The sequence below is a fragment of the Sphingopyxis sp. BE259 genome (assembly GCF_031457495.1).
GTDB lineage: Bacteria > Pseudomonadota > Alphaproteobacteria > Sphingomonadales > Sphingomonadaceae > Sphingopyxis.
This window is the reverse complement of sequence record NZ_JAVDWM010000001.1, coordinates 2,952,879-2,979,249: the sequence shown is the minus strand read 5'-3', so window position 1 is coordinate 2,979,249 and position 26,371 is coordinate 2,952,879. Positions and strand designations below refer to the sequence as shown.

The 26,371-nt window shown below is 64.2% G+C and carries 21 protein-coding genes; 6 read left to right on the top strand and 15 right to left on the bottom strand.

Annotation, left to right across the window (positions count from 1 at the left end):
• Positions 1-24: 24 nt before the first annotated feature.
• Entirely contained in the window at positions 25-1,041 is a 1,017-nt protein-coding gene (gene moaA, locus J2X44_RS14280; protein ID WP_310085365.1) for a GTP 3',8-cyclase MoaA, read from the bottom strand.
• A gap of 110 nt (positions 1,042-1,151) precedes the next feature.
• Between moaA and J2X44_RS14275 the strand changes: the two genes are divergently transcribed.
• Positions 1,152-2,303: a GGDEF domain-containing phosphodiesterase gene (locus J2X44_RS14275; protein ID WP_310085364.1), complete on the top strand. Its 1,152-nt coding sequence runs from the start codon at positions 1,152-1,154 to the stop codon at positions 2,301-2,303.
• Positions 2,304-2,412: 109 nt separating this feature from the next.
• Here J2X44_RS14275 and mfd read toward each other — a convergent pair whose 3' ends face one another.
• Both mfd and J2X44_RS14265 read right to left on the bottom strand, forming a co-directional pair.
• Positions 2,413-5,991 carry a transcription-repair coupling factor gene (gene mfd, locus J2X44_RS14270; RefSeq protein WP_310085362.1) on the bottom strand — a complete coding sequence of 1,193 codons (3,579 nt, stop codon included), beginning with the start codon at positions 5,989-5,991 and terminating at the stop codon, positions 2,413-2,415.
• Entirely contained in the window at positions 5,988-6,248 is a 261-nt protein-coding gene (locus J2X44_RS14265; RefSeq protein WP_310085359.1) for a succinate dehydrogenase assembly factor 2, read from the bottom strand. Before J2X44_RS14265 ends, mfd begins: the two co-directional genes overlap by 4 nt.
• A 232-nt stretch (positions 6,249-6,480) precedes the next feature.
• On the opposite strand from J2X44_RS14265, the gene recG reads away from it, so the two are divergent.
• The gene (recG, locus tag J2X44_RS14260) at positions 6,481-8,547 is read left to right on the top strand and encodes an ATP-dependent DNA helicase RecG (RefSeq protein ID WP_310085357.1); all 2,067 of its coding nucleotides are present in this window, start codon (positions 6,481-6,483) and stop codon (positions 8,545-8,547) included.
• Between the two features lie 128 nt (positions 8,548-8,675).
• Here recG and J2X44_RS14255 read toward each other — a convergent pair whose 3' ends face one another.
• A complete protein-coding gene (locus J2X44_RS14255; RefSeq protein ID WP_310085354.1) occupies positions 8,676-9,017 on the bottom strand; it encodes a PilZ domain-containing protein in 342 nt (113 codons plus the stop codon).
• Positions 9,018-9,091: 74 nt separating this feature from the next.
• Positions 9,092-10,318 (bottom strand): tyrosine--tRNA ligase, encoded by a 1,227-nt coding sequence (gene tyrS, locus J2X44_RS14250; protein ID WP_310085352.1) that lies wholly within the window; start codon positions 10,316-10,318, stop codon positions 9,092-9,094.
• Positions 10,319-10,364: 46 nt separating this feature from the next.
• Here tyrS and J2X44_RS14245 point away from each other — a divergent pair, with 46 nt between their 5' ends.
• From J2X44_RS14245 to J2X44_RS14235, 3 genes are all read left to right on the top strand, one after another.
• Positions 10,365-10,922 (top strand): DOMON-like domain-containing protein, encoded by a 558-nt coding sequence (locus J2X44_RS14245; RefSeq protein ID WP_310085349.1) that lies wholly within the window; start codon positions 10,365-10,367, stop codon positions 10,920-10,922.
• A 2-nt stretch (positions 10,923-10,924) separates the two neighbouring features.
• Positions 10,925-12,127, top strand: coding sequence for a DUF1343 domain-containing protein (locus tag J2X44_RS14240; protein WP_310087068.1), 1,203 nt, complete (start codon positions 10,925-10,927; stop codon positions 12,125-12,127).
• A 142-nt stretch (positions 12,128-12,269) separates the two neighbouring features.
• Positions 12,270-13,514, top strand: a complete 1,245-nt coding sequence (locus J2X44_RS14235) for a Xaa-Pro peptidase family protein (protein ID WP_310087066.1) — start codon at positions 12,270-12,272, stop codon at positions 13,512-13,514.
• 31 nt (positions 13,515-13,545) lie between these two features.
• Here J2X44_RS14235 and J2X44_RS14230 read toward each other — a convergent pair whose 3' ends face one another.
• The 3 genes from J2X44_RS14230 to J2X44_RS14220 form a co-directional block, all read right to left on the bottom strand.
• A complete protein-coding gene (locus J2X44_RS14230) occupies positions 13,546-14,403 on the bottom strand; it encodes a DUF817 domain-containing protein (protein ID WP_310085347.1) in 858 nt (285 codons plus the stop codon).
• Complete coding sequence (locus tag J2X44_RS14225; RefSeq protein ID WP_310085342.1) at positions 14,396-15,202, bottom strand: lipid II flippase Amj family protein; 807 nt, start codon at positions 15,200-15,202, stop codon at positions 14,396-14,398. The genes J2X44_RS14230 and J2X44_RS14225 overlap by 8 nt, the downstream gene beginning before the upstream one ends.
• 232 nt (positions 15,203-15,434) lie before the next feature.
• Positions 15,435-16,613 carry a VWA domain-containing protein gene (locus tag J2X44_RS14220; protein WP_310085339.1) on the bottom strand — a complete coding sequence of 393 codons (1,179 nt, stop codon included), beginning with the start codon at positions 16,611-16,613 and terminating at the stop codon, positions 15,435-15,437.
• A 311-nt stretch (positions 16,614-16,924) separates the two neighbouring features.
• Between J2X44_RS14220 and J2X44_RS14215 the strand changes: the two genes are divergently transcribed.
• Positions 16,925-18,322, top strand: coding sequence for a methyl-accepting chemotaxis protein (locus J2X44_RS14215; RefSeq protein ID WP_310085337.1), 1,398 nt, complete (start codon positions 16,925-16,927; stop codon positions 18,320-18,322).
• A 122-nt stretch (positions 18,323-18,444) separates the two neighbouring features.
• Here the strand turns inward: J2X44_RS14215 and J2X44_RS14210 are convergent, their stop codons facing one another.
• The 7 genes from J2X44_RS14210 to J2X44_RS14180 form a co-directional block, all read right to left on the bottom strand.
• The gene (locus tag J2X44_RS14210; protein WP_137752167.1) at positions 18,445-19,290 is read right to left on the bottom strand and encodes a MoxR family ATPase; all 846 of its coding nucleotides are present in this window, start codon (positions 19,288-19,290) and stop codon (positions 18,445-18,447) included.
• 210 nt (positions 19,291-19,500) lie between these two features.
• Complete coding sequence (locus J2X44_RS14205; protein ID WP_405053374.1) at positions 19,501-20,172, bottom strand: DUF6975 family protein; 672 nt, start codon at positions 20,170-20,172, stop codon at positions 19,501-19,503.
• 258 nt (positions 20,173-20,430) lie between these two features.
• A complete protein-coding gene (locus J2X44_RS14200; protein ID WP_310085333.1) occupies positions 20,431-20,727 on the bottom strand; it encodes a PspC domain-containing protein in 297 nt (98 codons plus the stop codon).
• 578 nt (positions 20,728-21,305) lie between these two features.
• Complete coding sequence (rpoD, locus tag J2X44_RS14195; protein WP_310085330.1) at positions 21,306-23,333, bottom strand: RNA polymerase sigma factor RpoD; 2,028 nt, start codon at positions 23,331-23,333, stop codon at positions 21,306-21,308.
• Positions 23,334-23,364: 31 nt separating this feature from the next.
• Positions 23,365-25,257 carry a DNA primase gene (dnaG, locus tag J2X44_RS14190; protein WP_310085329.1) on the bottom strand — a complete coding sequence of 631 codons (1,893 nt, stop codon included), beginning with the start codon at positions 25,255-25,257 and terminating at the stop codon, positions 23,365-23,367.
• The gene (locus tag J2X44_RS14185) at positions 25,254-25,700 is read right to left on the bottom strand and encodes a GIY-YIG nuclease family protein (RefSeq protein WP_310085327.1); all 447 of its coding nucleotides are present in this window, start codon (positions 25,698-25,700) and stop codon (positions 25,254-25,256) included. The genes dnaG and J2X44_RS14185 overlap by 4 nt, the downstream gene beginning before the upstream one ends.
• 111 nt (positions 25,701-25,811) lie before the next feature.
• Entirely contained in the window at positions 25,812-26,264 is a 453-nt protein-coding gene (locus J2X44_RS14180) for a GatB/YqeY domain-containing protein (protein ID WP_310085324.1), read from the bottom strand.
• Between the last annotated feature and the right edge of the window lie 107 nt (positions 26,265-26,371).

Below are 26,371 nucleotides of genomic sequence, written 5' to 3'. Positions count from 1 at the left end.
AAGAACCCCTCAAAGGGCAGCGTGTCAGCCGCCCGTTGCACTCATATGACGCGCGACCGCCGGTGTGGACTTTCGTTCGATATGAAAGTCATGCGCGCGGGGTTTGCCAGCCAATGCCAGATCAATCAACCCATCGACATCGCCGGCTTCGCGCAGCGCCGCGCGCAGGTCGACGTGATCGTCCTGACCAAGGCACATATAGACGCGGCCCTCGACGGTCAGCCGGATGCGATTGCACGTCGCGCAGAAATTGTCCGACAGCGGGGTGATCAGGCCCAGTGTGACCGGGCTGTCCTCGACCGCGAAATAGCGCGCCGGGCCGCCGGTGCGTTTATCGACGGGGTACAGCGCGTGCGTCTCGCGCAGCGGCGCGATGAAATGGTGGAGCGGGATATAATGGTCGCTCCGGTCGGCCTCGACCTCGCCTAGCGGCATGGTTTCAATGAGGGTGAGGTCGCAGCCGGTCGCCGCGCAATAATCGAGCATCGGCAGCAACTGGTCTTCGTTGAGCCCAGCGAGCGCGACCATGTTGATCTTCACCGCCAGCCCGGCGGCGCGGGCGGCGGCGATCCCGCCGAGCGCGATCGCGACATCGCCGACGCGGGTGATGTGGCGAAACGCCGCGGCATCGAGCGTATCGAGGCTGACGTTGATGCGCCGGACGCCCGCCGCCGCCAGTATCGGCGCATATTCGGCCAGCCGCATCGCGTTGGTGGTCAGGGTCAGCTCTTCGAGGCCGTTGCCGATCATCGTCCCCAGCCGCATCGCCAGCGTGTCGATACCGCGCCGCACCAGCGGCTCGCCGCCGGTCAGGCGGATGCGGCGGATGCCGCGCGCAACGAAGCGTTCGGCCAGCTCACCCATCTCTTCGATGCTGAGCACCGCCGACTTGGGCAGAAAAATCATGTCTTCGGCCATGCAATAGCGGCAGCGCAGATCGCAGCGGTCGGTGACCGAAAGGCGCAAGTAACTGATCCGGCGGCCATGTCCGTCGATCAGTGGTGCCGCGGGCGCGGCGGATTGGGAAAATGTGGCAGCCACGCGTCCCTTGTGATGCAAAAGGCAGGAACTTGGCAAGCAAAGCCTGCTAGAGGGACGCCATGAATCGCCTTTCCGAATCTCTTTCCGCCTGCGTCCGAAAACTTGAAGGCTTGCACGCGCGCCACGACGCCGACGCCGGCGTCATTCTGGTCCAGGTCGACCAGATGGCGCGGATCAACAACAGCGCCGGCACCGCAACCGGCGACGCCGTGCTGGACGAAATCGGGCGGCGGCTGGAAAATTTCGCCAGCGACGAATTCGGCCAGGGATCGTGCGTCGACCGGCTCGACGGACCGCGATTTCTGATCGTGCCCTCGACGCCGCTGTCGCTGGGTGCGCTGCGGGCGCAGGAACGCGCGCTGCACGTCGCGCTGGCCGAACCGATTGTCGGCGATCCCAACGGCCGACTGGCGATCCGCATTGCCGCGGCGCTGATTACGCGTGACGAATCGGTTGCCGCCCAGCTTCGCAACGCGGGTGACCAACTGGCCCGACCCGCGTCGGCGCGCGACGGGGTGATGGTCCATGCCGCCTTGTCGGGCAACGAGGTCGTGATTCATTACCAGCCGCAATATGACGTCGGCACCGGCGAAATGATCGGGGTCGAGGCGTTGCTGCGCTGGCAGCACCCCGAATTGGGCCTGCTCGGCGCCGGGCCGCTGGTCACCGCGGCGCGCGCCGCGCGGCTCGAATGCGAGCTGACCGAACATGCCCACCGCGTCGCGCTTGCCGAAATGGCAAGCTGGCCGCGGTCGCTGGCGAAACTGCGCGTGTCGCTCAACATCACCGCGGCCGACCTGGGCGATCCCGAATTTGCGGGCCGGTTTGCCGCGATGGCGAAAGCGGCCAAGGTCGATCCCGACCGGCTGACGCTGGAACTCACCGAACAGGCGATGCTGAGCGACCCGGCGAGCGCCGCCGAACAGCTTGCGCAAATCCGCGCGCTCGGCTGCGCGATCGCGATCGACGATTTCGGCACCGGCTATTCCAGCCTGTCGCTGCTGGCGCGGCTGCCGATCGATTATCTCAAGATCGACAGCGGTTTCACCCGCACCATCGACGGCAGCGACCGCGACCGCATCGTGGTGCGTGCGATCGTCGACCTGGCGCGCGCGCTGGGGCTGCTGGTGGTGGCCGAGGGCATCGAGAATGAACGCCAGCTAGCGCGATTGTCCGAACTGGGGGTCGCGACGTGGCAGGGGTTTTTGAAGTCGGGGCCGGTGCCGGCGGAGCAGTTGCTGGGGTTGATGGAGGTCGGTTGAACCAAATCCGTTTGTGCTGAGCTTGTCGAAGCACCGTTCTTCCTTTCGACGTTGCAAAGAAAGAGCAGCCCTTCGACAAGCTCGGGGCGAACGGGTTTAGTTGTCTGCTTTAACCCACCTGCCGCGCCAGCTTTCCCAGCCCCTTCGACAATTGCAGCGCGCCGTTCAACCGCGCGCCGGTGCTCACCCAGTCGCCGCTGACCGACAGCTTGTTGTCGGGACGGATGCGGGCGCGGCCTTTCAGCCGCTCGACATAGGCGATCAGGCCGGGGACGTTAGCGAACTGGTCGCTGTGGAAGCTGACCAGCGCGCCCTTGGTCCCGACGTCGAGCTTGGCGATGCCTGCCAGCTTGGCATTGGCCTTGATCTCCATCAGCTGGACGAGGTTCGCGGTCTCGGGCGGCAAGGGTCCGAAGCGGTCGATCATCTCGGCGGCAAAGGCATCGAGCGCCGCGCGATCTCCGGCATCGTTGAGGCGGCGATAGAGCGCCATGCGCAGCGGCAAGTCGGGGACATAGTCCTCCGGGATCAAAATCGGCGCGTCGACGGTGATCGTCGGCGACAGGGCTTCGCGCGGCGGCAATTTGCCCGCGCCTTCGGCCTTCGCCATCAGGATCGCCTCTTCCAGCATCGACTGATAGAGTTCGAACCCGACCTCGCGGATATGGCCCGACTGCTCGTCGCCGACGAGGTTGCCCGCGCCGCGAATGTCGAGGTCGTGGCTGGCGAGCTGGAACCCGGCGCCCAGCGTGTCGAGATCGCCGAGCAGCTTGAGCCGCTTTTCGGCGGTGTCGGTGATCGCGCCATGTTCGGGGGTGGTGAGATAGGCATAGGCGCGCGTTTTCGCCCGCCCGACGCGGCCGCGCAGCTGGTACAGCTGGGCAAGGCCGAAGCGGTCGGCGCGGTGGATGATCAACGTGTTGGCGCTCGGAATATCCAGCCCCGATTCGACGATCGTCGTCGACAGCAGCACATCATATTTGCGATCGTAAAAGGCGCTCATCCGGTCCTCGACTTCGGTCGGGGTCATCTGGCCGTGCGCGACGACATATTTGACTTCGGGCACCCGGGTGCGCAAAAATTCCTCGATGTCGGGCAGATCCTTGATCCGCGGCACGACGAAAAAGCTCTGCCCGCCGCGGTCATGTTCGCGCAGCAACGCTTCACGCAGGACAACCGCATCCCACGGCGCCACATAGGTGCGCACCGCGAGGCGGTCGACCGGCGGCGTCTGGATCACGCTGAGCTCTCGCAGCCCCGACATCGCCATTTGCAGCGTGCGCGGGATCGGCGTCGCGGTCAGCGTAAGCACATGGACGTCGGCCTTGAGCTGCTTCAACCGCTCCTTGTGGACGACCCCGAAGCGCTGTTCCTCGTCGACGATGACGAGGCCGAGGTTCTTGAATTCGACCGCCTTGGCGATCACCGCATGGGTGCCGACGACGATGTCGATCTGACCGCTGGCCAGTCCGTCGCGGGTCTTTTGCGCTTCACCCGCGGGGACCAGCCGCGACAGGCGGCCGATGTTGACCGGGAAGCCTTTGAAACGCTCGACAAAATTGGTGAAATGCTGGCGCGCGAGCAAAGTGGTCGGACAGACAAGTGCGACCTGCACCCCCGCCATCGCGGCGACGAACGCGGCGCGCAGCGCTACCTCGGTCTTGCCGAACCCGACGTCGCCGCACACCAGTCGGTCCATCGGTTTGCCCGACGCCATGTCGGCGAGCACATCGCCGATTGCGCGGTCCTGATCGTCGGTTTCCTGATAGGGGAAGCGATCGGCAAAGGCGGGATAGGCGGCATCTTGCGCCAGCAATTCGCCCGAACGCAGCGCGCGCTGCGCCGCGGTCGCGAGCAGTTCGCCCGCGATCTCGCGGATCCGTTCCTTCATCCGCGCCTTGCGCCGCTGCCACGCCTCGCCGCCGAGCCGATCGAGCGCAACGCCGTCGCTCTCGCCGCCATAGCGCGACAGCACGTCGAGATTTTCGACCGGAACGTACAGTTTGTCGCCGCCCGCGTAAGTGAGCGCGACGCAGTCGTGCGGGCTGTTGCCCACCGGGATCGAGGTCAGCCCCTCGTACCGCCCGATGCCGTGGTCGAGATGGACGACCATGTCGCCGACGCTGAGCGTCGCGAGTTCGGCCAGGAAGGCATCGGCGCTCTTGCGGCGCTTCTGGCGGCGGACGAGCCGCTCGCCAAGGATGTCCTGTTCGGTGAGCAGGCTGATCGCGTCGGAGGCGAAACCGTGGTCGAGCGGGAGGACGATAAGGGCGACTTGGTCCCCCTCGCGCTTGCGGGAGGGGTTAGGGGTGGGCGAGGCATCGGATGCCGGTGCAGAATTCGGCCCACCCCCGACCCCTCCCGCAAGCGCGAGGGGAGAAGAAGCGCCCAATGCCTCCTGCCAGGTCTCGGCCTGTACCAGTCCCGTCACCCCATGCTCGCGCAGCAACCCCGACAGACGATCGCGCGCGCCGACCGAATAGCTGGCGATGATCGTGCGCCGTCCCTTGCGACGTTCGTCGCTCAGATGATCGGCGACCTTGTCATAAATGTTGAGATCGGCAGCACGTTCGGGGGTGAAATCGCGCGAAGCAAAGGTTTCGAGATCGATGACGGTCGGCGACGGCGCGACGTCGAACGGGGTGATGATATGGATCGGGCGACTTGTCGTTGCGCTCGCCCACTCGGTCTCTGTCAGATACAGCGTCTCGGGTGCGAGCGGGCGATAGCTGCCGGTCGATTCCTTTTCGGCGGCGACGCGGTTCGCATGATAATCGGCGATTGCCGCGAAGCGCGTCTCGGCGGTGGCTTCGCTGCGGTGGCCGCGCAGCACCGGGGCGGCGGGGTCGATATGGTCGAACAGCGTCGCCAGCCGTTCTTCGAACAAAGGCAGCCAATGGTCCATGCCCGCCTGGCGCCGTCCTTCGCTGACCGCCTGATACAGCGGGTCGCCGGTGGCCTGCGCGCCGAACATCTCGCGATAGGCCGAACGAAAGCGCTTGATCGTCGCCTCGTCGAGTAGCGTCTCGCTCGCCGGGAGCAGTTGCAGCGCCTTGGCGGGACCAAGGCTGCGCTGGTCGGCGGGGTCGAAGCGGCGGATGCTCTCGATTTCGTCGCCAAAGAAGTCGACGCGCAGCCCGTTTTCTTCCCCGGCCGGAAACAGGTCGAGGATGCCGCCGCGCACTGCAAATTCGCCCTGATCGGCGACGGTGTCGACGCGGCTGAAGCCGTTCGCGACAAGCAGTTCGGCGAGCGCGTCTCGGTCGATCCGCTGCCCGGCGGCGAGCGTCGTCGCGAGCTGGCGGATGCGGAACGGGGTGAGCGTGCGCTGCGTGATCGCGGCGACGGTGGTCAGGAGCAGCTCGCCGCGTTTCGCGGGCTGTTGCAGCGCCGAAAGCGTCGCCAGCCGATCGGCGCTGACCCGCATCGACGGCCCCGCGCGGTCATAGGGCAGGCAGTCCCACGCCGGGAAGCGGTGGACGATGAGGTCGGGGGCAAAAAAGGGCGCGGCGTCGGCAATCGCCTGCATCGCGGCATCGTCGGTGGCGACATAAACGAGCCGCTTGTCGCTGGCGCGCGCCAGATCGGCGAGCAGCAGCGGCAGGAAGCCGTCGGCGGCGCGCGCCAGCGTCAGCGGCGCGGTTGCCGACGCGATGGCGGCGAAAATATCAGCGGCGGGCATCGTCATGGCAGCGGGATATAGTCCAGCCGGCGCATTTCGGCGATCATCGCTGGGCGGTTCAGATGCGCGGGCGGCTGGCCGGTGCCGAGCGCCCACGCCATGATGTCGACGTCGTCTTCCTCGACGACGATTTCATACCAGGCGATGTCGTCCTCGCTCCATGTCGCGGCATAGCGGTCGAAAAAGCCGCCGATCATATAGTCGGCCTCGCGTGTGCCGCGGTGCCAGGCGCGGAACTTCAGGCGTTTGAGGCGGTCGGTCATCTGTTTCTCTTTCCCTTCTCCCTTGACGGGAGAAGGATACGGAGCCTTGCCGCTTTGCGGCTAGGCGAAGTTGGATGAGGGTGAGCGCTCGCATGGCGAGCGCGCGCTTGCTTTGCAAGCGCAACCCCTCACCCGCTGCGACTAACGAGCAAGCTCGTAAGTCTCGCTGCCCTCTCCCGCAAGGGGAGAGGGGGTGCAACTTTGCGCGGTCGGCGTTAGACCCGCCCTAGCTATGCGACCCGAAATCCTCAATCCGCTCTTTGCCGCGCTCACCGACCTGAAAGGTGTCGGGCCGCAGCTGGCCAAGCCGCTGGCGCGGCTGGGGCTGGAGCGCGTCGTCGATGTGCTGTTTCACCTGCCGACCGGACTGGTGCAGCGCTATCCGATCGACCGGCTCGATCAGGCGCAGGTGGGACAGCAGATCATCGTGACGCTGACCGCACAGGAGTATCGTTCAGGTCGCAGCCCCCGCGCGCCTTTCGGGGTCGAGGCGTTCGACACTGCGGGCGACCATGTCCGGCTCGTCTATTTCGGGCGCACCGCGGGGCTCGCGAAAAAGCTGTTTCCGCTGGGCGAGGCGCGACAGGTGTCGGGACGGCTCGATGCCTATGGCGAGATGCGCCAGATCGTCCATCCCGACCATGTTGCCGAGCCCGACAGTGCCGAGGCGATTGCAACGAGCGAGGCGGTCTATCCGCTGACTGAAGGCCTGACCAACGCGCGGCTGTCGCAACTGGTCGAAATCGCTCTCGAACGGCGGCCCGAACTCGCCGAATGGATCGACGGGTCGCTGTTGACGACACGGAGTTGGCCCGCCTGGCGCGAGGCGTTGACGCGCGCCCATGCCAGCCCGCACGACGCCGCGGCGCACGACCGGCTTGCCTATGACGAGATTTTTGCCAGCCAGGTCGCGCTAATGCTGATCCGCGAAGGGCTACGCAAACGCAAGGGACGCCCGGTGGTCGGCGACGGGCGACTGATCGACGCGCTGCGCCTACCCTTCGGGCTGACCGGCGCGCAGGAGCGGGTGGGGCGCGAGATTGCCGCCGACATGGGGCGCGAGACGCCGATGTTGCGGATGCTGCAAGGCGACGTCGGATCGGGCAAGACGCTAGTCGCGCTGCGCGCGATGCTGGCGGCGGTCGAGGCGGGGACGCAGGCGGCGCTGCTCGCGCCGACCGAGATTTTGGCGCGCCAGCATTTCGCGACCCTGCAAGCGATGCTCGCAGGCTTGCCGGTGAACATCGCGATCCTGACCGGGCGCGATAAGGGCCGGGTGCGCGAATCGACGCTGATGGGGCTGGCCGACGGCAGTATCGACATCCTCGTCGGCACCCATGCGATTTTTCAGGACGCGGTGGCGTATCGCGATCTGACGCTGGTGGTGGTCGACGAACAGCACCGGTTCGGCGTCGCGCAGCGGCTGATGCTCACCCAGAAAGCGGCGCGCCCGCCGCATTTGCTGGTGATGACCGCGACTCCGATCCCGCGCACGCTGCAACTCGCCAATCACGGCGAGATGGATGTGTCGCGGATCGACGAAATGCCGCCGGGGCGCACCCCGGTGGACACCCGCGTCGTGTCGGTCGACCGGCTCGACGAGGTGATCGGCGGGCTGGAGCGGCATCTGGCGACCGGGGCGCAGGCCTATTGGGTCTGCCCGCTGGTGGCCGAAAGCGAGATGAGCGAGCTCGCCGCCGCCGAAGACCGCGCCGCGCTGCTGCGCGAGCGGCTCGGCGCCGATCGCGTCGGGCTGGTCCATGGGCGGATGAAGGGGCCGGACAAGGATGACGTCATGGCGCGGTTTCAGGCAGGCCAAATCGGCGTGCTGGTGGCGACGACGGTGATTGAGGTCGGGGTCGATGTCCCCGCCGCCAGCCTGATGATCGTCGAACATGCCGACCGTTTCGGGCTGGCGCAGCTGCACCAGCTGCGCGGGCGGGTCGGGCGCGGCGCCGCCAAATCGGTGTGCCTGCTGCTGCGTTCGCAAAACCTCTCCGAAACTGCTCGCGAGCGGCTGGCCTTGATGCGCGAGACCAACGATGGCTTCGTGATTGCCGAGAAGGATCTGGAGCTGCGCGGCGGCGGCGAACTGCTCGGTCTGAAGCAGTCGGGGGATGCCGATTACGGGCTGGCGAGTCCCGAACAGCTGGTGCGCCTGTTACCCGTGGCGCACGACGATGCGCAGCTGTTCGTCGAGCGCGACGGCGGGATGGACGGCGCGCGCGGCGAAGCAGTGCGCCACTGCCTCTATCTGTTCGAACGCGACGCGGCGGTGCCGCTGCTCAGGAGTGGCTAAGCGCGGATCGCCCCACCAATCTCCGTTTGTGCTGAGCTTGTCGAAGCACCGTTCTTCCTTCTTCCGACGCCGAAAGAAAGAACAGCCCTTCGACAAGCTCAGGGCGAACGGAGTTTAGGGGTTAGCGGTTAGTTGATGTCCGCTCGCGCGCCCATGGCGCGGATCATCGGCAGATAATCTTCGACCGCGATCGACTTGTCGAACTGGACACCGGTCTTGCCGCCCAGCGACCACACGACCTTCGCGGCGGTGCGGCCGATGATCGGCATGCGGAACACGACCAGATCGCCAATCTCCAGCCCGCGCTCGAAACGCATCAGCATGCCGTCGGCACTGATATTGACGCAGGTGCACATTTCCTGCCGCCCGTCGGGCATGACGAAGGGCAGGCGGACATAGACGTCGCTACGCGGAGCAATCCGCTGGTCGAGCCCGACATAATGGGCCTTGCTGGTGTCGATCTTGCGCATTTTTGTGGACCTTTGTGGTTTGGGCATGACGATCCACTCGATTGCTGAAGATTGGGTAAATGCGTTTCTGCGCCTTAGCGCGTCACAAGGCCATGTTTTTTCGCTCCGAGGCTTAGCGGCACGGGGTCGGCGCCGGGCACAATCAGGTGATGCGGGTCGCGAATGATGACGCCGTCGACCTTCACCGCGCCCTCGTCGAGCTTGCGCCGCGCCTCCTTGTTGGACGCGGCGAAGCCCAGTTCGCGCAGCGCATCGACGACGCTCATCCCCTCGGCGGGCGCAACCGCCTGCGGCAGATCGCCGCCAATCTGTCCCTTTTCAAAGGTTTGCGCGGCGGTGTCCGAAGCCGTGCGCGCCGCCCCATCGCCGCGGCACAGCGCGGTGGCCTCGTTCGCCAGCACCTTCTTGGCCTCGTTGATCTCCGCGCCGCCCAGCGCTTCCAGCCGTGCGATCTCGTCCAGCGGCAGGTCGGTGAACAGCTTCAGGAATTTGCCGACGTCGCGGTCGTCGCAATTGCGCCAGAACTGCCAGTATTCAAAATGGGACAGTTGGGCGGGATTAAGCCACACCGCTCCGGCGGCGGTTTTGCCCATTTTGGCGCCCGCCGCGGTGGTCAGCAGGGGAGTCGTCAGGCCGTACAGGTCGGCGCCGTCCATCCGGCGGCCAAGCTCCATCCCGTTGACGATATTGCCCCACTGGTCCGACCCGCCCATTTGGAGCCGCACCCCCATGTCCTTCGACAAATGGCGGAAATCATAGCCCTGCAGGATCATGTAGTTGAATTCGAGGAAGGTCATCGGCTGTTCGCGTTCGAGCCGCAATTTCACCGAATCGAACGTCATCATCCGGTTGATCGTGAAATGGGTGCCGACTTCTTGCAGCAGCTCGATGTAACCAAGCTGCCCCAGCCAATCGTGATTGTTGACCATCACCGCATCAGTCGGGCCGTCGCCGAAGGTCAGATACTGCTGAAAAATACTGAAGATCGACGCGATATTGTCGGCGATCGTCTGATCCGACAGCATCTTGCGGCTCTCGTCGCGCCCGGTGGGGTCGCCGATCCGCGTCGTCCCGCCGCCCATCAGCACGATCGGCTTGTGCCCCGTCTGTTGCAGGCGGCGCAGCATCATGATCTGGACCAGGCTGCCGACGTGAAGGCTGGGCGCGGTTGCGTCGAAACCGATATATCCGGGGACGACCTGTTTGGCGGCCAGCGCATCGAGCCCTTCCGCGTCGGTCATCTGGTGGATATAGCCTCGTTCGTCGAGGACGCGCAGCAGGTCGGATTTGTGGTTCGTCATAGCGCCTTCTTTTCAAGCGGGGCGCGCTTAGCATGGGGTTGGGGTTTTGGATAGCATTCGCAAATCGCTGGTCTGCCACCCCAACACCCCGGCAAAAACTGTCCGGTCGGTTGCGGTCGAGGTGATGCTGTCGTTCGATGACGGCTTTGCACTGCGCTATATTGTCGAGGGAGCGGTGGGCGACATCGTTTTGCCGCCAGGCGACGGTCAGCTTGTCATCGCCGACAGCGCGACCGACGGGTTGTGGCAGAGCACCTGTTTCGAGGCATTCCTGACCGAGGAGGGGCAGCCCGACTATACCGAGTTCAACTATGCCCCCGATGGCCGCTGGGCCTGTTATCAGTTCGACGATTATCGCTCGCTGCTGCGCCCCGATGAACTGGCGCCTTGGGAGATGATGGCCGAGCGCGGCGAAGATCAATATGCGCTGCGCGTTGAACCGGGAATTTTCCCCGATGCCGGATCGAAGCTCGCGCTATCCGCGGTCATCGAGGAGCTGGACGGCACCAAAAGCTATTGGGCGCTCACGCATCCGCCCGGCCAGCCCGATTTCCATCATCCCGATTGCTTTGCGCTGACGCTTGCGGCACCGGGCGCAGCATGACGATGACATATGGTATCGATCGCCTGCTCGCCGACCCCGCGCTGCGCAAGCCGCTAGAGGGGCAGCGCGTCGCGCTGCTCGCGCATCCCGCATCGGTCACCGCCGACATGACCCACAGCCTCGACGCGCTCGTCGCGGCGGGGGTGAATGTCACCGCGGTGTTCGGGCCGCAGCACGGGGTGCGCGGCGACCTGCAAGATAACATGATGGAGTCGCCCGACTTCACCGACCCGGTCCACGGCGTTCCGTGCTTCAGCCTCTATGGCGAGGTGCGCCGTCCCACCGGCCAGTCGATGCACACCTTTGACGTCGTCCTGATTGACCTGCAAGATCTGGGCTGCCGCATCTACACCTATGTCACCACCTTGCTCTACATGCTCGAAGCTGCGGCGCAGCATGGCAAGGCGGTTTGGGTGCTCGATCGTCCAAATCCGGCGGGGCGCCCGGTCGAGGGCACCTTGCTCCGCCCCGGCTGGGAGAGTTTCGTCGGCGCCGGGCCGATGGTCATGCGTCACGGGCTCACGATGGGCGAGATGGGGCATTGGTTCATCCGCCACTTCGGTCTCGACGTCGAGTATCGGGTGATCGAAATGGAAGGGTGGGCTCCCACGTCGGCCCCCGGCTATGGCTGGCCGGAGGGTCGCGTGTGGATCAACCCCAGCCCCAATGCCGCCAACGTCAACATGGCACGCGCCTATGCCGGGACGGTGATGGTCGAGGGCGCGACGCTGAGCGAAGGCCGCGGCACGACCCGCCCGCTCGAACTTTTTGGCGCGCCCGACATCGACGCCAAGGCAGTGATCGCCGAAATGCACCGGGTGGCGCCGCACTGGCTGGCGGGATGCAAGCTGCGCGACATCTGGTTCCAGCCGACCTTTCACAAGCATGTCGGGCAACTATGTAACGGCGTCCATATCCATGCCGAAGGGCCGTGGTACGACGATACCGCGTTCCAGCCTTGGCGCGTGCAGGCGCTGGGGTTCAAGGCGATCCGCTCGCTCTACCCCGATTATCCGATCTGGCGCGGCAAAGATTTCAAATATGAATATACCGACGATGTTCTCGCGATCGACGTGATCAACGGCGGTCCCGACCTGCGGCTGTGGGTCGACGATGCCGGGGCGGCGGCGGGTGACCTCGACGCGCTGGCCTTGCCGGACGAGGCGGCGTGGCGGGACGAGATTGCCGATTTGCTGATGTATTGACGACCACCCCACAACTCCGTTCGTCCTGAGCTTGTCGAAGGACCGTCCTTTCCTTTCAACGGTGAAGTGAAAAACGGTGCTTCGACAAGCTCAGCACGAACGGATTAGAGGTTGGGCGAAGGATTTGGGGAGAGTGGCATTGATCCAGCGACGGCAATTTCTCGGCACCGCGGCGCTCGGCGGGCTGGCGGCAACGCTGCCGCGCTCGGCATGGGCGGCCGATACCGCAAGCCTGCCTAATCTGGCGGCCAAGGCGGTTCCGATCGGCAAGGCGGAGCGGGTGGCGCGGCTTGCCAAGGCGACCCATTTGCTGCGCGCGAACGACATGGACGCGCTGCTGATCGAGCCGGGGTCGAGCCTGATCTATTTCACCGGCGTGCGCTGGTCGCGCAGCGAGCGGCTGACCGCTGCGGTGCTGACGCGCGAGGGCGAGCTGGCGGTCGTCACGCCCTTTTTCGAAGAACCATCGGTGCGCGAAAGCCTGGCCGTTGCCGCCGACGTGCTGACGTGGAACGAGGATGACAATCCGCTCGCCGCGGTCGCGGCATGGCTGGGCAAGCGCGGACTGACGAAAGGCAAGATCGGCGTCGAGGAAACGGTGCGCTATTTCGCGGTCGACGGGCTGGAAAAAGCGATGCCGCAGGCGACCGTCGTCAACGGCGCCCCGGTCGTGCGCGGGTGCCGGATGCACAAATCGCCCCCCGAAATCGCCCTGATGCAGATCGCGTCCGACATCACGCTGGCCGCCTATCGCCACACCGCGCCGCGGATCGAGGCGGGGATGACGCCCGACCAGATCGGCGCGATCATGGCCGCCGCCACCACCGCGCTGGGCGGGCGCAGCGAGTTCGAACTGATCCTGCTCGGCGAGGCGAGCGCCTATCCGCACGGTAGCGGCAAGCCGCAGGCGGTGAAGGACGGCGAGGTCGTGCTGATGGACTGCGGCGCGACTGTCCATGGCTACCAATCCGACATCTCGCGGACCTTCGTTTACGGCAAAGCGAGCGCGCGGCAGCGGCAGGTGTGGGATCAGATGCGCAAGGGACAGGATGTCGCCTTTGCCGCGGCGAAACTCGGGACGCCGGCGGGCCAGGTCGACGACGCGGTGCGCGCCTATTATGCGGGGCTCGGGTGGGGACCGGACTATAAGCTCCCCGGCACCTCGCACCGCACCGGCCACGGCATCGGGCTCGACGGGCATGAGCCGGTCAATCTGGTCCGCGGCGAAACGACAAAACTGGCGCCCGGGATGTGCTTCTCGAACGAACCCGGCATCTATATTCCGGGTGAGTTCGGGATCCGGCTCGAAGATTGTTTCTACATGACCGACCGCGGGCCGAAATGGTTCAGCGAACCGCCGCCGTCGATTGACAAACCGTTCGGTTAGAACGTCGCCCCCGCCTTTGCGGGGGCGACGGTCAGTCGGCGTCGTCCAGTCCCCTCGGCCGCTGCACCAGACTCACCAGCACGAACGAGATGATCATCAGCAGATACCAGCTGCCCAGCTTTTCCAGCCCCACCATGTGCCAACCGTCATCCTGGCTGGGATAGGTCCACGCCCGCGCAAACGTCCCGATATTCTCGGCGAACCAGATGAACAGCGCAACCAGTCCCCAGCCGATCAGCAGCGGCATGCGGCGGTGGACGTGGAGCGGGCGGAACCACACCTGACAGCGCCAGAACAGCAGCGCGGTCGCCGCGAACAGGAACCAGCGGATGTCGTACAGCCAGTGATGCGCGAAGAAATTGACGTAGATTGCGGCGGCCAGCGCATAGCTGGTCCACGCGGGCGGATAACCCGTGTAGCGAAAGTCGAAGATGCGCCAGACGCGCGCGATATAGCTGCCGACAGCGGCGTACATGAAGCCCGAGAACAAAGGCACCGCGCCGATGTGGAGCAGGCTCGCCTCGGGATATTGCCACGACCCCGCCGCGGTTTTGAACAATTCCATCACCGTGCCGACGATATGAAAGATCAGGATGACCAGCGCTTCCTTGGGCGTTTCGAGCCGGAACGCCAGCATGCCGAGCTGGATCAGCACCGCACCGATGGTGATCGCGTCATAGCGGTGCAGCGGCGCATCGTCGGGCCAAAACAGATGCGTACCGAGCAGCAGCGCGAGCATCAGCCCGCCGAACAGGCACGCCCAGCCCTGCTTGAAACCGAAGACAAGGAATTCGAGAAACCAGCCGCGCGGCCCCGGGGTGATCGCCATCTTTTCCAGCCGTATTCGCACAGCATGAAAGCGCGACTGACCGCGCAGCGCATCAGACATAGACGGCGACCCACGCGATCAGCGTTGCGGCGGGCAGCAGCAAGGCCTGCGCCAGCACTGTGCCCGCCAGCCGGCTGAGCGAAATCAGCGTGATCGCGCGGCGGAACTCCGCCTCTTCGACTTTGCCCTCGACTGCATCGTCGGTCATCACCGACAATTGCGGGTCGATGAAGGCAAACAGCAGGATCGTCGCAAAACCGTTGATCAGCGCCGACAGTTGTGACGCGGTGACGCGAAACTCAGGCGCGAGATAACCGGCGTAAAGCGACGCGACGACGCCGACGGCGAGCAAGGATTGCGCGAGGCAATTGGCGATCAGGACGCCCCAGCTGATCCCCTTGGGCATCTTCCAGCTCTTGAGATGCGCGAGGCCGGGAAGCGTGAGCGAGCGGCGCAGTGTGCGCAGTCCGCTCGGGCTCATTGCCTTCACGGCCAGCTTCGTCGTCGATCGGTTGGTCTGATACCAGCCGATCGCGGCGGCAAACATCCGCTGCCCGGTGGGCACGAGCAGGATACCGAGCAAGGTCGCCACGCTGGCCGCAGCCAGCACCAGCTGCATGTCGATGAACAGCGACGCGCCGCTGCCGTCATGCAGCCGCGTCTCGATCCGTTTGGCCAGGAACGGGCCGAGGAAGCTGTTCGAGGTGCGCGAAAACAGCACGAGGATGTTGAACAGCGCGAACGACATCGCAATCCGCCGGGTGCGTACCCCCGCGATCCGTGCGGCATAAGCGAGCGCCCCGATCAGGTTGATGAAGCCGGTGAGCAGCAGGATGGTGACGAGGGGGAGGTCAATCATGAGGCGCCTAGCGGAACTTATGAAATCCGTTCGTGTCGAGTGAAGTCGAGACGCCCATCGGTCACGCACGGCGTCGGGGTGTCTCGACTTCGCTCGACACGAACGGGATTAGGGGATCGGTTCAAGATTGCTACCAAAGAAATCGTCATCCCGGCGAAGGCCGGGATCTCGCCCGTTCGTCAGGATGCGAGGACGAGATCCCGGCCTTCGCCGGGATGACGGATGGCGGGAATCAATGCTTGCGCGTCAACTCGCGCATCGCATCGTCCAGCCCGGCGAGGCTCAGCGGATACATGCGGTCGTTCATCAGCTGTTTGATCAGCTTCACCGACTGGGTGTAGCCCCAATGCGCCTCCGGCACCGGGTTTAGCCACACCGCGGCGGGATAGACTTTGGTGATCCGGCCGAGCCACACCGCGCCCGATTCCTCGTTGAAATGTTCGACGCTGCCGCCCGGGTGGGTGATTTCATAGGCGCTCATCGAGGCGTCGCCGACGAAAATCACTTTGTAATCATGACCATATTTGTGGAGGATGTCCCACATCTGATGGCGTTCGGACCAGCGGCGCTTGTTGTCCTTCCACACCCCTTCGTAAGGGCAGTTGTGAAAGTAGAAAAATTCGAGATTCTTGAATTCGGTCGTCGCGGCGCTGAACAATTCCTCGCACAGCTTGATGAACGGATCCATCGACCCGCCGACATCGAGGAAGAGCAGCAGCTTGACCGCGTTGCGCCGTTCGGGGCGCATCTTGATGTCGAGCCAGCCCTGCCTCGCCGTGCCGTCGATCGTGCCCGGGATGTCGAGCTCGTCCGCCGCGCCCTCGCGCGCGAATTTGCGCAAACGGCGGAGCGCGATCTTGATGTTGCGGGTGCCGAGTTCCTTGGTGTTGTCGAGATTGGCAAATTCGCGCTTTTCCCAGACCTTCAGCGCGCGCTTGTGCTTGCTCTCGCCGCCGATCCGCACGCCTTCGGGGTTGTAGCCCGAGTTGCCGAAGGGCGACGTGCCGCCGGTGCCGATCCATTTGCTGCCGCCCTCATGGCGCTTCTGCTGTTCTTCGAGCCGCTCTTTCAGCGTCTCCATGATCTTGTCCCAGTCGCCGAGCGACTCGATCGCCGCCATTTCCTCGGGGGTCAGAAATTTCTCGGCAACCGCTTTCAGCCAGTCGGCGGGGACGTCGACCGGGTTCTGGCCATAGTCGGAAATAATGCCCTTGAAGACCTTGTTGAACACCTGGTCAAAGCGGTCGAGCAGGCCTTCGTCTTTCACATAGATCGCGCGACTGAGGTAATAGAATTGCTCGGGGCTGCGGTCGATCACCTCGCGGTCGAGCGCCTCCAGCAGCATCAGATGCTCTTTCAGGCTGGCGGGAATACCCGCGGCGCGAAGCTCGTCGAGAAAGCCGAAAAACATGGGGGAGGGGTAACGTGTCGCGACCGGCCGTGCAATCCCTTTACGTAAACGGAAGGTTGGGTGGCTAGGTGCTTGGACACCATATCCGATAGCGACCGATAGTGGGCAAGCCGTCCTTTGAAACCCGTTCGTGTCGAGCGAAGTCGAGACACCCATCAGCAGGGCATGACGTCGGGGTGTCTCGACTTCGCTCGACACGAACGGAAATAGAGGACGGTATAAAACTCGACGCCACCCCCCCCCCCCCCCATTGACCCACCGTTAACCATTATCCGGCATGACCCGTCGATTATCTCTAGGTGGGCGCGCGCATGAAATATGATCCGATCAATCCGGCAGGACCGGTGCTCGACCAGTCGGTCGCCAGCGACTGCGGCGAACTGGCGGTGGGGTGCAGCGAGGCGGCGGGGCGCATCAAGCGGTCGACCGATCAGATGGACCGCCAGATCGACGAACTCGGCCGACTGGAGGACTTTGTTGTCAGCCTCGAGGCCGACCAGCGCCAGATCGCCGATTCGACCGACGAGGCGAAATTGCTGTCGGCGCGCGCCTGCGAACAGCTCGACACCGGGGCCGAGCGCGTCAACGCCGCGGTCACCGAATTTCGCTCGGTCATCGACCTCGTCGCGCGGCTCGGCACGCACGTGACCAATTTCGCCGCGGTGATGGAACAGGTGCAACAGGTCAGCCAGTCGATCGAGACGATCGCCAAGACCACCAACATGCTTGCGCTGAACGCCGCGATCGAGGCCGAGCGTGCCGGCGATGCGGGTCGCACCTTTGCCGTTGTTGCTGCCGAGGTGAAGAAGCTGGCGCAGAACACCCGCGGCGCCACAGACGAAATCCGCCGCAGCATAGGCAGCTTGGCCGCCGAGGCGGGCGGGCTGGTCGCTGAAATTCAGGCCGGGGTCGAACAATCGAGCCGCGCCGAAGCGCAGTTCGAAACGATCACCGACGCGCTGCACGATGCGACGCATCTGGTGGCATTGCTGGACGACCAGAGTGACCGCATCGCGCAGTCAAGCGCGATGGTTCATGCCAATGGCGCCAAAGTCCGCGAGGCGGTCGACCGGGTCGTCGGATCGGTCCGCGACAATCGTGCGACGCTGGAGGGCACCCGCACCTCGATCCTGTCGATGGAGCATGTGTCGAACCGGATGTTCAACGCCGTCATCTCGGCCGGGGTCAGCCCGCAGGATTCGGCGGTCGTCGATCTCGCCGCCAAGGTGCGCGACAAATTCGTCGCGCTGGCCGAACGCGCGATCGCGAACGGCGACCTGACGATGGAGCAATTGTTCGACACCAATTATGTCCGGGTGCCGGGGTCGAACCCCGAACGGTTCCGCACCAGCTTGTGCGATTGGGCCGATGCCAATTGGCGTCCCTTGTTCGACCATGTCGTCGCCAGCCATCCCGAGGTGAAGATGTCGTCGGCGGGCGACATGAACGGGTTCCTGCCCACCCACATCACCGAATGTTCGCGCGCCCCGACCGGGGACGTCGCACACGACACCGCCTATTGCCGCAACGGCCGCATGCTGTTCGACGACACCGACAAGGCGGCAAAGCGCAGCAATGCGGCGTTTTTCATGGCGGTCTATCGGCAGGAAGGCGACGGCACCAATTATGTCACGGTGCGTAACGTCTATACGCCGGTGGTGATCAATGGCCGCCGCTGGGGCGATGTCGAGGTCGCGTACCAGCTTTAACGGGCCTTCCGACTTATCCGCCCACGTCCGTTCGCATCGAGCGAAGTCGAGATACGTCTGGCGCTGCGTTCGCGGGTCTCGACTTCGCTCGACACAAACGGAGGTGGGATTGAAGCCGGGGTTCAGCTTCCCTGGCGCCGCGCCATGAATGCCAGCTTTTCGAACAGCATCACATCCTGCTCATTCTTGAGCAGCGCGCCGTGGAGCGGCGGGATCGCCTTGCCGACGTCGCGGTTCTGCAGGACTTCGAGCGGCATGTCTTCGTTGAGCAGCAGTTTCAACCAGTCGATCAGCTCGCTGGTCGACGGCTTTTTCTTCAAGCCCGGCACGTCGCGGACTTCGTAGAAAATGTCCATCGCGCGGCTGACCAGCGTCTTCTGAATACCGGGGAAATGCACGTCGACGATCGCGTGCATCGTGTCGCGGTCGGGGAATTTGATATAGTGGAAGAAACAGCGGCGCAGGAAGGCGTCGGGCAGTTCTTTTTCGTTGTTCGAGGTGATGACGACGATCGGGCGTTCCTTGGCGGTCACCGTCTCGTCGGTCTCGTACACATGGAACGCCATGCGATCGAGTTCCTGGAGCAGGTCGTTCGGAAATTCGATGTCGGCCTTGTCGATCTCGTCGATCAGCAGGACGGGCAGCTTGGGCGAGGTGAACGCCTCCCACAATTTGCCCTTGCGGATGTAGTTACGGATGTCGTGGACGCGTTCTTCGCCAAGTTGGCCGTCGCGCAGCCGCGCCACCGCATCATATTCATACAGGCCTTGCTGCGCCTTGGTCGTCGATTTGATGTTCCAGGTGATCAGCGGCGCGTCGAACGCCTTGGCGATTTCCTCGGCCAGCACGGTCTTGCCGGTGCCGGGTTCGCCCTTCACCAGCAAGGGGCGGCGCAGCAGCGTCGCGGCGTTGACCGCCACTTTCAGGTCGTCGGTGGCGATATAGGCGCTGGTTCCATCAAAACGCATGGGCTCGTCTTTCCCTTAACGTGAACGTCAATCACGGCGGGCATAGCGAGGGGAGGGGGAGGGTGCAAGCCAACGCTTCTTCTCCCCTCCCGCTTGCGGGAGGGTTTGGGGGGCGAGCAAAGCGAGCAGCTGACGTAGGTCGGCCCACCCCGATGCGACTGGCAGCCAAGTCCGCAAGTCTCGCCGCCCCTCCCGCAAGCGGAGGGGGATTTAGGAAGTCGCCCGGCTCGCCGCGCGCGCCGCCATCAGATCCCACAGTCCGCTGTGCTGGGCGATCAGCTGCTGGGCGCCGAACACCATCGCGCGTTCGACCGCAGGGCTGCCCGCCACCGTCCCGGCCAGCCGCGCGGTATCGCGCAAATCAGGCAGGTTGCAGGTCGGCGGGGTCATGTCGAGCCGGTGGGCGCTGATGTCGAGCAGGACGCGGATCGTCCGCCAGTCGAGCGTCAGCGCGATCGCGGCGCCGACGGCGCAGCCGTGGCGGTCCGATTCGGCCAGCATGTCGATCGCCTTGCGCTGTGCGGCGACCGCGGCTTCGCATTGCGCCTGCCCCTGCGTGCTCGGCACCGGGCCGACGGCGGAGGCGATCTTGGTCAGGAAGGCGCGTTCCTGGACAAAGGCGGCGGCGGCTTCGTCCATCCATCGGCGCGACGCGGGATCGACCGCCTTGCGCGCCGCATTGTCGATGACGCCGGGGTGACGGCCGTGGAGAAGGCACAGGAAATGGACGGCATCGGCCAGATTGCGCATTGCGTCCGGGCCGCTCGACAGCGCCCCGGCACGGACGTGCGGGTGCGCGCCCGTGCCGTCGCTGGCGACCAGCGAATCGAGCATTTCGGCGACGCCGCGCGGCTGCAGCAGGGGCTGGGTCGACTGGCTCAACGCATGTTCCTCGCCTGTGGCGCGGGCCGCGGAGCCCAAGCCGATGGAATATCAACGATCAGCCATAGGGCAACGTCGTAAACGTCGCGTTTATGGGCGCCGCTTGATTTTCACTTTTGCTGTTTCACCGAGGGACAAAGCAAAGGGACCGGCAAGCCCCGGGGAAGGCTTGCCGGTCCCGTCGATGACGTCCGCAGGACGCCATCTGCGCGGCTGGGCTGGGCGCAAAGGGAGAGGGAAGCGCCCGGCCGGATCCGCTCAGGCCGCGAGTGCGAACTCGTCGGCTTTTTCGGTGGTCGGTGCAGCGCCCTCGACCGCGATCAACGTAGGCGCGGCGGCGGCACCGGTGCGGACGGGGAACAGCAGGCGCGAGGCCAGCACGATACCGCCGAGGGCGAAATAGCCGATGAAGGTCTGAACCGGAAAGAAGAACAGCGGCGCGACGAAGGCCAAGCGCAGCCACAGCGGATTAAAGCCAAAATCCTGGCCAACGGCCTCGCAAATCCCGAAAAAGGTGTCGCGGCGGCGGAAGAGGTTGGTGGTTTCGTTTTCCATCGTCTTGTCTTTCTCTTGGGCTGCGAGCTCTGCCTCGCGCCGATGCAGGGTGCTTCGCAAAGGCCGTGCCAATTTCCGCAGCCGCCCGAATTTCCGAGCTTTTGGGGGTCCGCCATGATCTACCGCCAGCTTTGGATTGCGAATACATTCCCATCGAATGGGAATAAATGCCATTTGGTGGGCCGTGCCTGAACCGCTGATGAAGCGCGTCGTATCCGATGACGCGAGCTACTTGGCGTTCAAATATGAAGAATTAAAGAGGAACGGGCGAAATATTTGTGCGGTGCAGCATTGATACAAGACTTCGCCAGAGAGCATTCTGCACGTGATCCGTGCAAGGGCGGCGGGCCGGGATCACGAATGGCGGGAAAGGACCGATAACCGACGATCCGTTTTTTTACTTCGTCATTCCCGCGAAAGCGGGAACCCAGGGTGGGATCAGCCGATGCCCGCTCTGGGTTCCCGTTTTCGCGGGAATGACGAGGGTGGCGGATAGTCCACTTTCTACCCCAAAGGCACCACAAGAAAAGGGCGGCCCGTTGCCGGGCCGCCCTTGAAATCCTCGCTTTCGACCAACGTTACTGGTCGAGGAACGACCGCATCTTGCGCGACCGCGACGGGTGCTTCAGCTTGCGGAGCGCCTTCGCTTCGATCTGGCGGATACGTTCGCGGGTCACGCTGAACTGCTGGCCGACTTCCTCGAGCGTGTGGTCGGTGTTCATCCCGATCCCGAAGCGCATGCGGAGCACGCGCTCCTCGCGCGGCGTGAGCGATGCCAACACGCGCGTAACCGTTTCCTTGAGGTTCGACTGCACCGCGGCGTCGACCGGGATGACCGCATTCTTGTCCTCGATGAAATCGCCCAGATGCGAATCTTCCTCGTCGCCGATCGGCGTTTCGAGGCTGATCGGCTCCTTGGCGATCTTCATCACCTTGCGGACCTTTTCGAGCGGCATCGACAGTCGCTCGGCCATTTCCTCCGGGGTCGGCTCGCGGCCGCTTTCGTGGAGGAACTGGCGGCTGCACCGGACGAGCTTGTTGATCGTCTCGATCATATGCACCGGGATGCGGATCGTGCGTGCCTGATCGGCGATCGAGCGGGTGATCGCCTGGCGGATCCACCAGGTCGCATAGGTGCTGAACTTGTAGCCGCGGCGATACTCGAACTTATCGACCGCCTTCATCAGGCCGATATTGCCTTCCTGAATCAGGTCGAGGAATTGCAGGCCGCGGTTCGTGTATTTCTTGGCGATCGAGATCACGAGCCGCAGGTTGGCCTCGACCATTTCCTTCTTGGCGATACGCGCTTCGCGCTCGCCCTTTTGCACCATGTTCACGACGCGGCGGAATTCGGTCAGGCTCATGCCCGCGGCTTGGGCGATTTCCGAAATCTCGATGCGGATGCGGTCGACTGCACCGGCTTCATTCTCGGCAAAGGCCGCCCATTTCTTGTCGATCTTGCCGACGCCGTCGATCCAGTTTTCTTCCAGCTCGCGCCCGACATAATTGTCGAGAAACGCCTTGCGCGGCACCTTGTGCCGCTCGGCCAGGCGCAGCATCTGGCCGCCGAGTGCGGTCAGGCGGCGGTTGTAGCTGTAGAGCTGGTCGACCAGATATTCGATCTTGGTGTTGTGAAACTGCACACCCTCGACCTGCGCGGTCAAGTCTTCGCGCAGCTTGTGATATTTCTTTTCCGATGCCGCCGGAAATTCCTCGCCGCCCGAAAGCGATTCGAGGCGGGCGTCCTGCAGCTTCGAGAACGCCTTGAAACTCTTGGTGATGTTGGCGAATTTCTCGAGCGCGTCGGGCTTGAGCAGCTCTTCCATCGCGGCGAGGCTGAGCGTGTTGTCTTCCTCATCCTCTTCGAAGGTCTCGCGCTTGCCCGACGATCCTTCGCCGTCCTCGTCGTCGGCGTCGGCGGCGGGCTCTTCCTCGACCTCGTCCTCGTCCTTGAACGAGACGCCGGCGGTCTTTTCGCTGATCTCGCCGTCATCCTCGGCGCCTTCTTCTTCCAGATTTTCGGGCGCCGGGTCTTTCGACAGCATCGCTTCCAGATCGACGATCTCGCGCAGCTGCATGTCGCCATTGTTGAGCGCGGTCGACCAGTCGATGATCGCGTTGAAAGTCAGCGGGCTTTCGCACAGCCCCAGAATCATCGTGTCGCGCCCCGCCTCGATGCGTTTCGCGATCGCGATTTCGCCTTCGCGGCTGAGCAGCTCGACCGCGCCCATTTCGCGCAGGTACATGCGAACGGGATCGTCGGTGCGATCGACCGTTTCCTTTTTCTTTTCGATCGCCGGGTTCGACACTGAACCGGTGCCGGCGCTGACATCGACTTCGTCGTCGGGTTCGGCGTCGGCCTCTTCCTGCACATCCTCGTCGCTTTCGACGATGTTGATGCCCATGTCGGAGATCGCCGACATGATGTCCTCGATCTGCTCGGACGACATTTCGTCCTGCGGCAGCGCCGCATTCAGCTCGTCATAGGTCAAATACCCGCGCTTCTTGCCGCGCGCGATCAGCTTTTTGACGTCAGCCTCGTTGAGGTCGATCAGCGGGCCGTCGGTGTCGGTATCGGTGTCGGCGGCGGTGTTCTTGGTGGCCATATTTGTTCCTGCCAAAGGGGCAATCGGTGGGTCAGCCTTGGCTGCTGTCGGACAGCGCAGCGAGGCGGCGGGTCAATTCTTTGTCCATTGCCGACAGCTTTTGCTGCCGGGCAAATCCTTCGTCGTCCATCGTGCGCTGGAAATCCTCGGTCGCCTGAGCCAGCCGGGCGCGGATTTCAGGCTGGGTGACCAGCACCCCGATATATTCTTCCAGGTCGCGCAGCGCGGTTTCCCGCGCCGCATCAACATCTTCGCCGTCAAGCCTGCGATTGAACGAGAAGTGCATCCCGTCGGCTCTGAGCAATGTCATCGCCCTATTATACACTTTCATTGGCTCCAATATGGCAAGCAACCCCTCGCAATCAAGCCCTTCTTGGCCTCCGGCGATGTCAAGCATAGCGCCGAGCAGTTCGGCGTCACTGGAATCGGTCACCGCGAGCCGGGTCAGCGCCTCGTCGTTGCGGCGCAGGGCTGCGGGATAACGCAGCAGGCCGCCGATCAGCGCCGCGGCATAATGGCTGCCGATCCCGACCTGCCCGATCGATCGGGCCTCATCGACCGGCGGCTGCAAGCGCGGGTCGGGGCCAAAGCGGCGCCCCGCTCCGCCAAAGCCGCCGCGCTGTGGTTGTGGTGCCCAGGGAACGCGCGGCGCGCGCTCGGGGCGCTGCCGCGCGAACAATGTGTCGAGCCGTTCTCGAAACGCCTCGCGATAATGGTGGCGGACATCGGCGTCCTCGATTGCGTCGGCGTGGGCAAGCAGCCGGGTCTTGAGCGCGGCGCGCTCCTCGGGGGTCGCGAGTGGTCCGGCGGCGACTTCATGCGCCCACAGGCGCTCGACCAGCGGCTGCGCTTCGTCGAGCAGCGCGGTGAACCCGTCGGCGCCGCGGGCGCGGACGATGTCGTCGGGATCCTGCCCCGGCGGCATCACCGCAAAGGCGAGGCTGAAGCCGGGGCGGAGCAGCGGCAGCGCGCGCATCGCGGCGCGCATCGCTGCTTTCTGTCCCGCCGCATCGCCGTCGAAACACAGCACCGGGACCGGCACCATCCGCCAGATCAGTCCCAGCTGCGCCTCGGTCAATGCCGTGCCGAGCGGCGCAACCGCGTCGGCGATTCCCGCCTCGGCCAGCGCGATGACGTCCATATAGCCTTCGACGACGATGATCCGGTTCGTCTGCCGCGACGCCGGGCTCGCTTTGTCGAGATTATAAAGCGTGCGTCCCTTGTCGAACAAAGGCGTGTCGGGCGAGTTCAGATATTTGGGCTCGCCATCGCCCAGGATGCGCCCGCCAAACGCGATCACCCGCCCGCGCGCGTCGCGGATCGGGATCATCAGGCGGCCGCGGAAGCGGTCGTAGGGCTCTTTCTCCTCGACCGCGATCAGCATGCCGGATTCGACCAGCATTGCGGTCGGGAATTTCTTGAGCGCCTCTTTCAATGCGCTGCGGCTGTCGGGGGCAAGGCCGAAGCCGAAGGCCTTGCGCGTCGCTTCCGAAATGCCGCGTTTGGCCAGATAATCGCGCGCCGGGGCGCCGTTGCTGCTACCCAACTGCTGGGTGAACCAGTCGGCGGCGCCCTGCACGACATCGCGCAGACTCGCTTGCTCCTCGGCTTTTTGCGCGGCGCGCGGGTCGGCGGCGGGAACCTCCATCCCCGCTTCGGCGGCCAGCTCCTTGACCGCGTCCATGAACGACAGCCCGCGCTGATCGGTCATCCAGCGGATCGCATCGCCGTGGGCGCTGCAACCGAAGCAGTGATAGAAGCCCTTCTCGTCGTTGATGGTGAAGCTGGGCGTCTTTTCGTTATGGAAGGGGCAGCACGCCTTATATTCGCGGCCGGCGCGGGTGACCTTTACCGTGCGACCGATGAGGGTCGACAGCGTGACGCGCGAGCGAAGTTCGTCCAGCCATTGGGGGGTGAGGGTCATTTAACTGCCCCCTCATCCTTGGGCAGGGAAGCCAAACTCTCACCTCCGTTTGTGTCGAGCGAAGTCGAGACACGTTGGCGCCCGGCTTCACGTCCCTCGACTTCGCTCGGGACGAACGGGGAGGGGGTGTGTTCCTCAAAAGACACTGTGAGGTCCGGGCGTTCGTGAGGTGGCTTGGCGAAATGGCTGACCATTTGCCAGTCGCCGCGGATCAGCCCCTCCTTTTTCGCGCGCGACCATGATTTGATCCGGCGTTCAGTTTCCAACGCCTCGACCCGCGTCGCAAAATCCTGCGACCAGACCAGGGTCACGGGCCGCCGCCGCGAGGTGAAATCGCAAAATCCGCCATGTTGATGCTGGGCGATGCGGCGTTCCAGATGATCGGTGTGTCCTGTGTAATAGCGGCCGTCAGCACAGAGCAGAATGTAGGTCCAGAACGCCATTGCTCCCCATACCCGTTCGTGTCGAGCGAAGTCGAGACACGTTGGCGCGGCGCCAAACATCCCTCGACTTCGCTCGGGACGAACGGAAAGGGGAGCGTTTTGGCGCTAAACTCAGCTCAACGCCGCCTTAACCCACCCGCTCGCCTTGCTCATATCCAGCTCGGACCCATGACGTTCCTTCACCGCCGCCATCACCTTGCCCATGTCCTTCAGGCTTTCCGCGCCCAGCTCCGCCGCAATCGCCTTGATCGCCGCCTGTGCTTCATCGTCGCTCAACTGCGCGGGCAGGAAATCCTCGATCACGACAACCTCGGCCGCCTCGATGTCGGCCAGCTCCTGTCGCCCGCCCTGTTCGTACATCGAGATCGATTCGCGGCGCTGCTTGACCATTTTCTGCAGCACATCAGTCACCAGCACATCGTCGTCGGCCGGCGCGGTGCCGGTGCGCAGTTCGATGTCCTTGTCCTTGATCTTGGCCAGCATCAGCCGGATGGTGCCGAGCCGCGCCTTGTCGCCGGCTTTCATCGCGGCGACCTGCGCAGCCTTGATGTCATCACGAATCATACGTGTCCCCATGCGCTGCAAATTTCGGAAAGGCCCTCTCTAGCGCCAAGATTCCAAATTCGATAGCTTGTGAATCACTTTTTTGCTGCCTAGTTGATCGGCCGTTT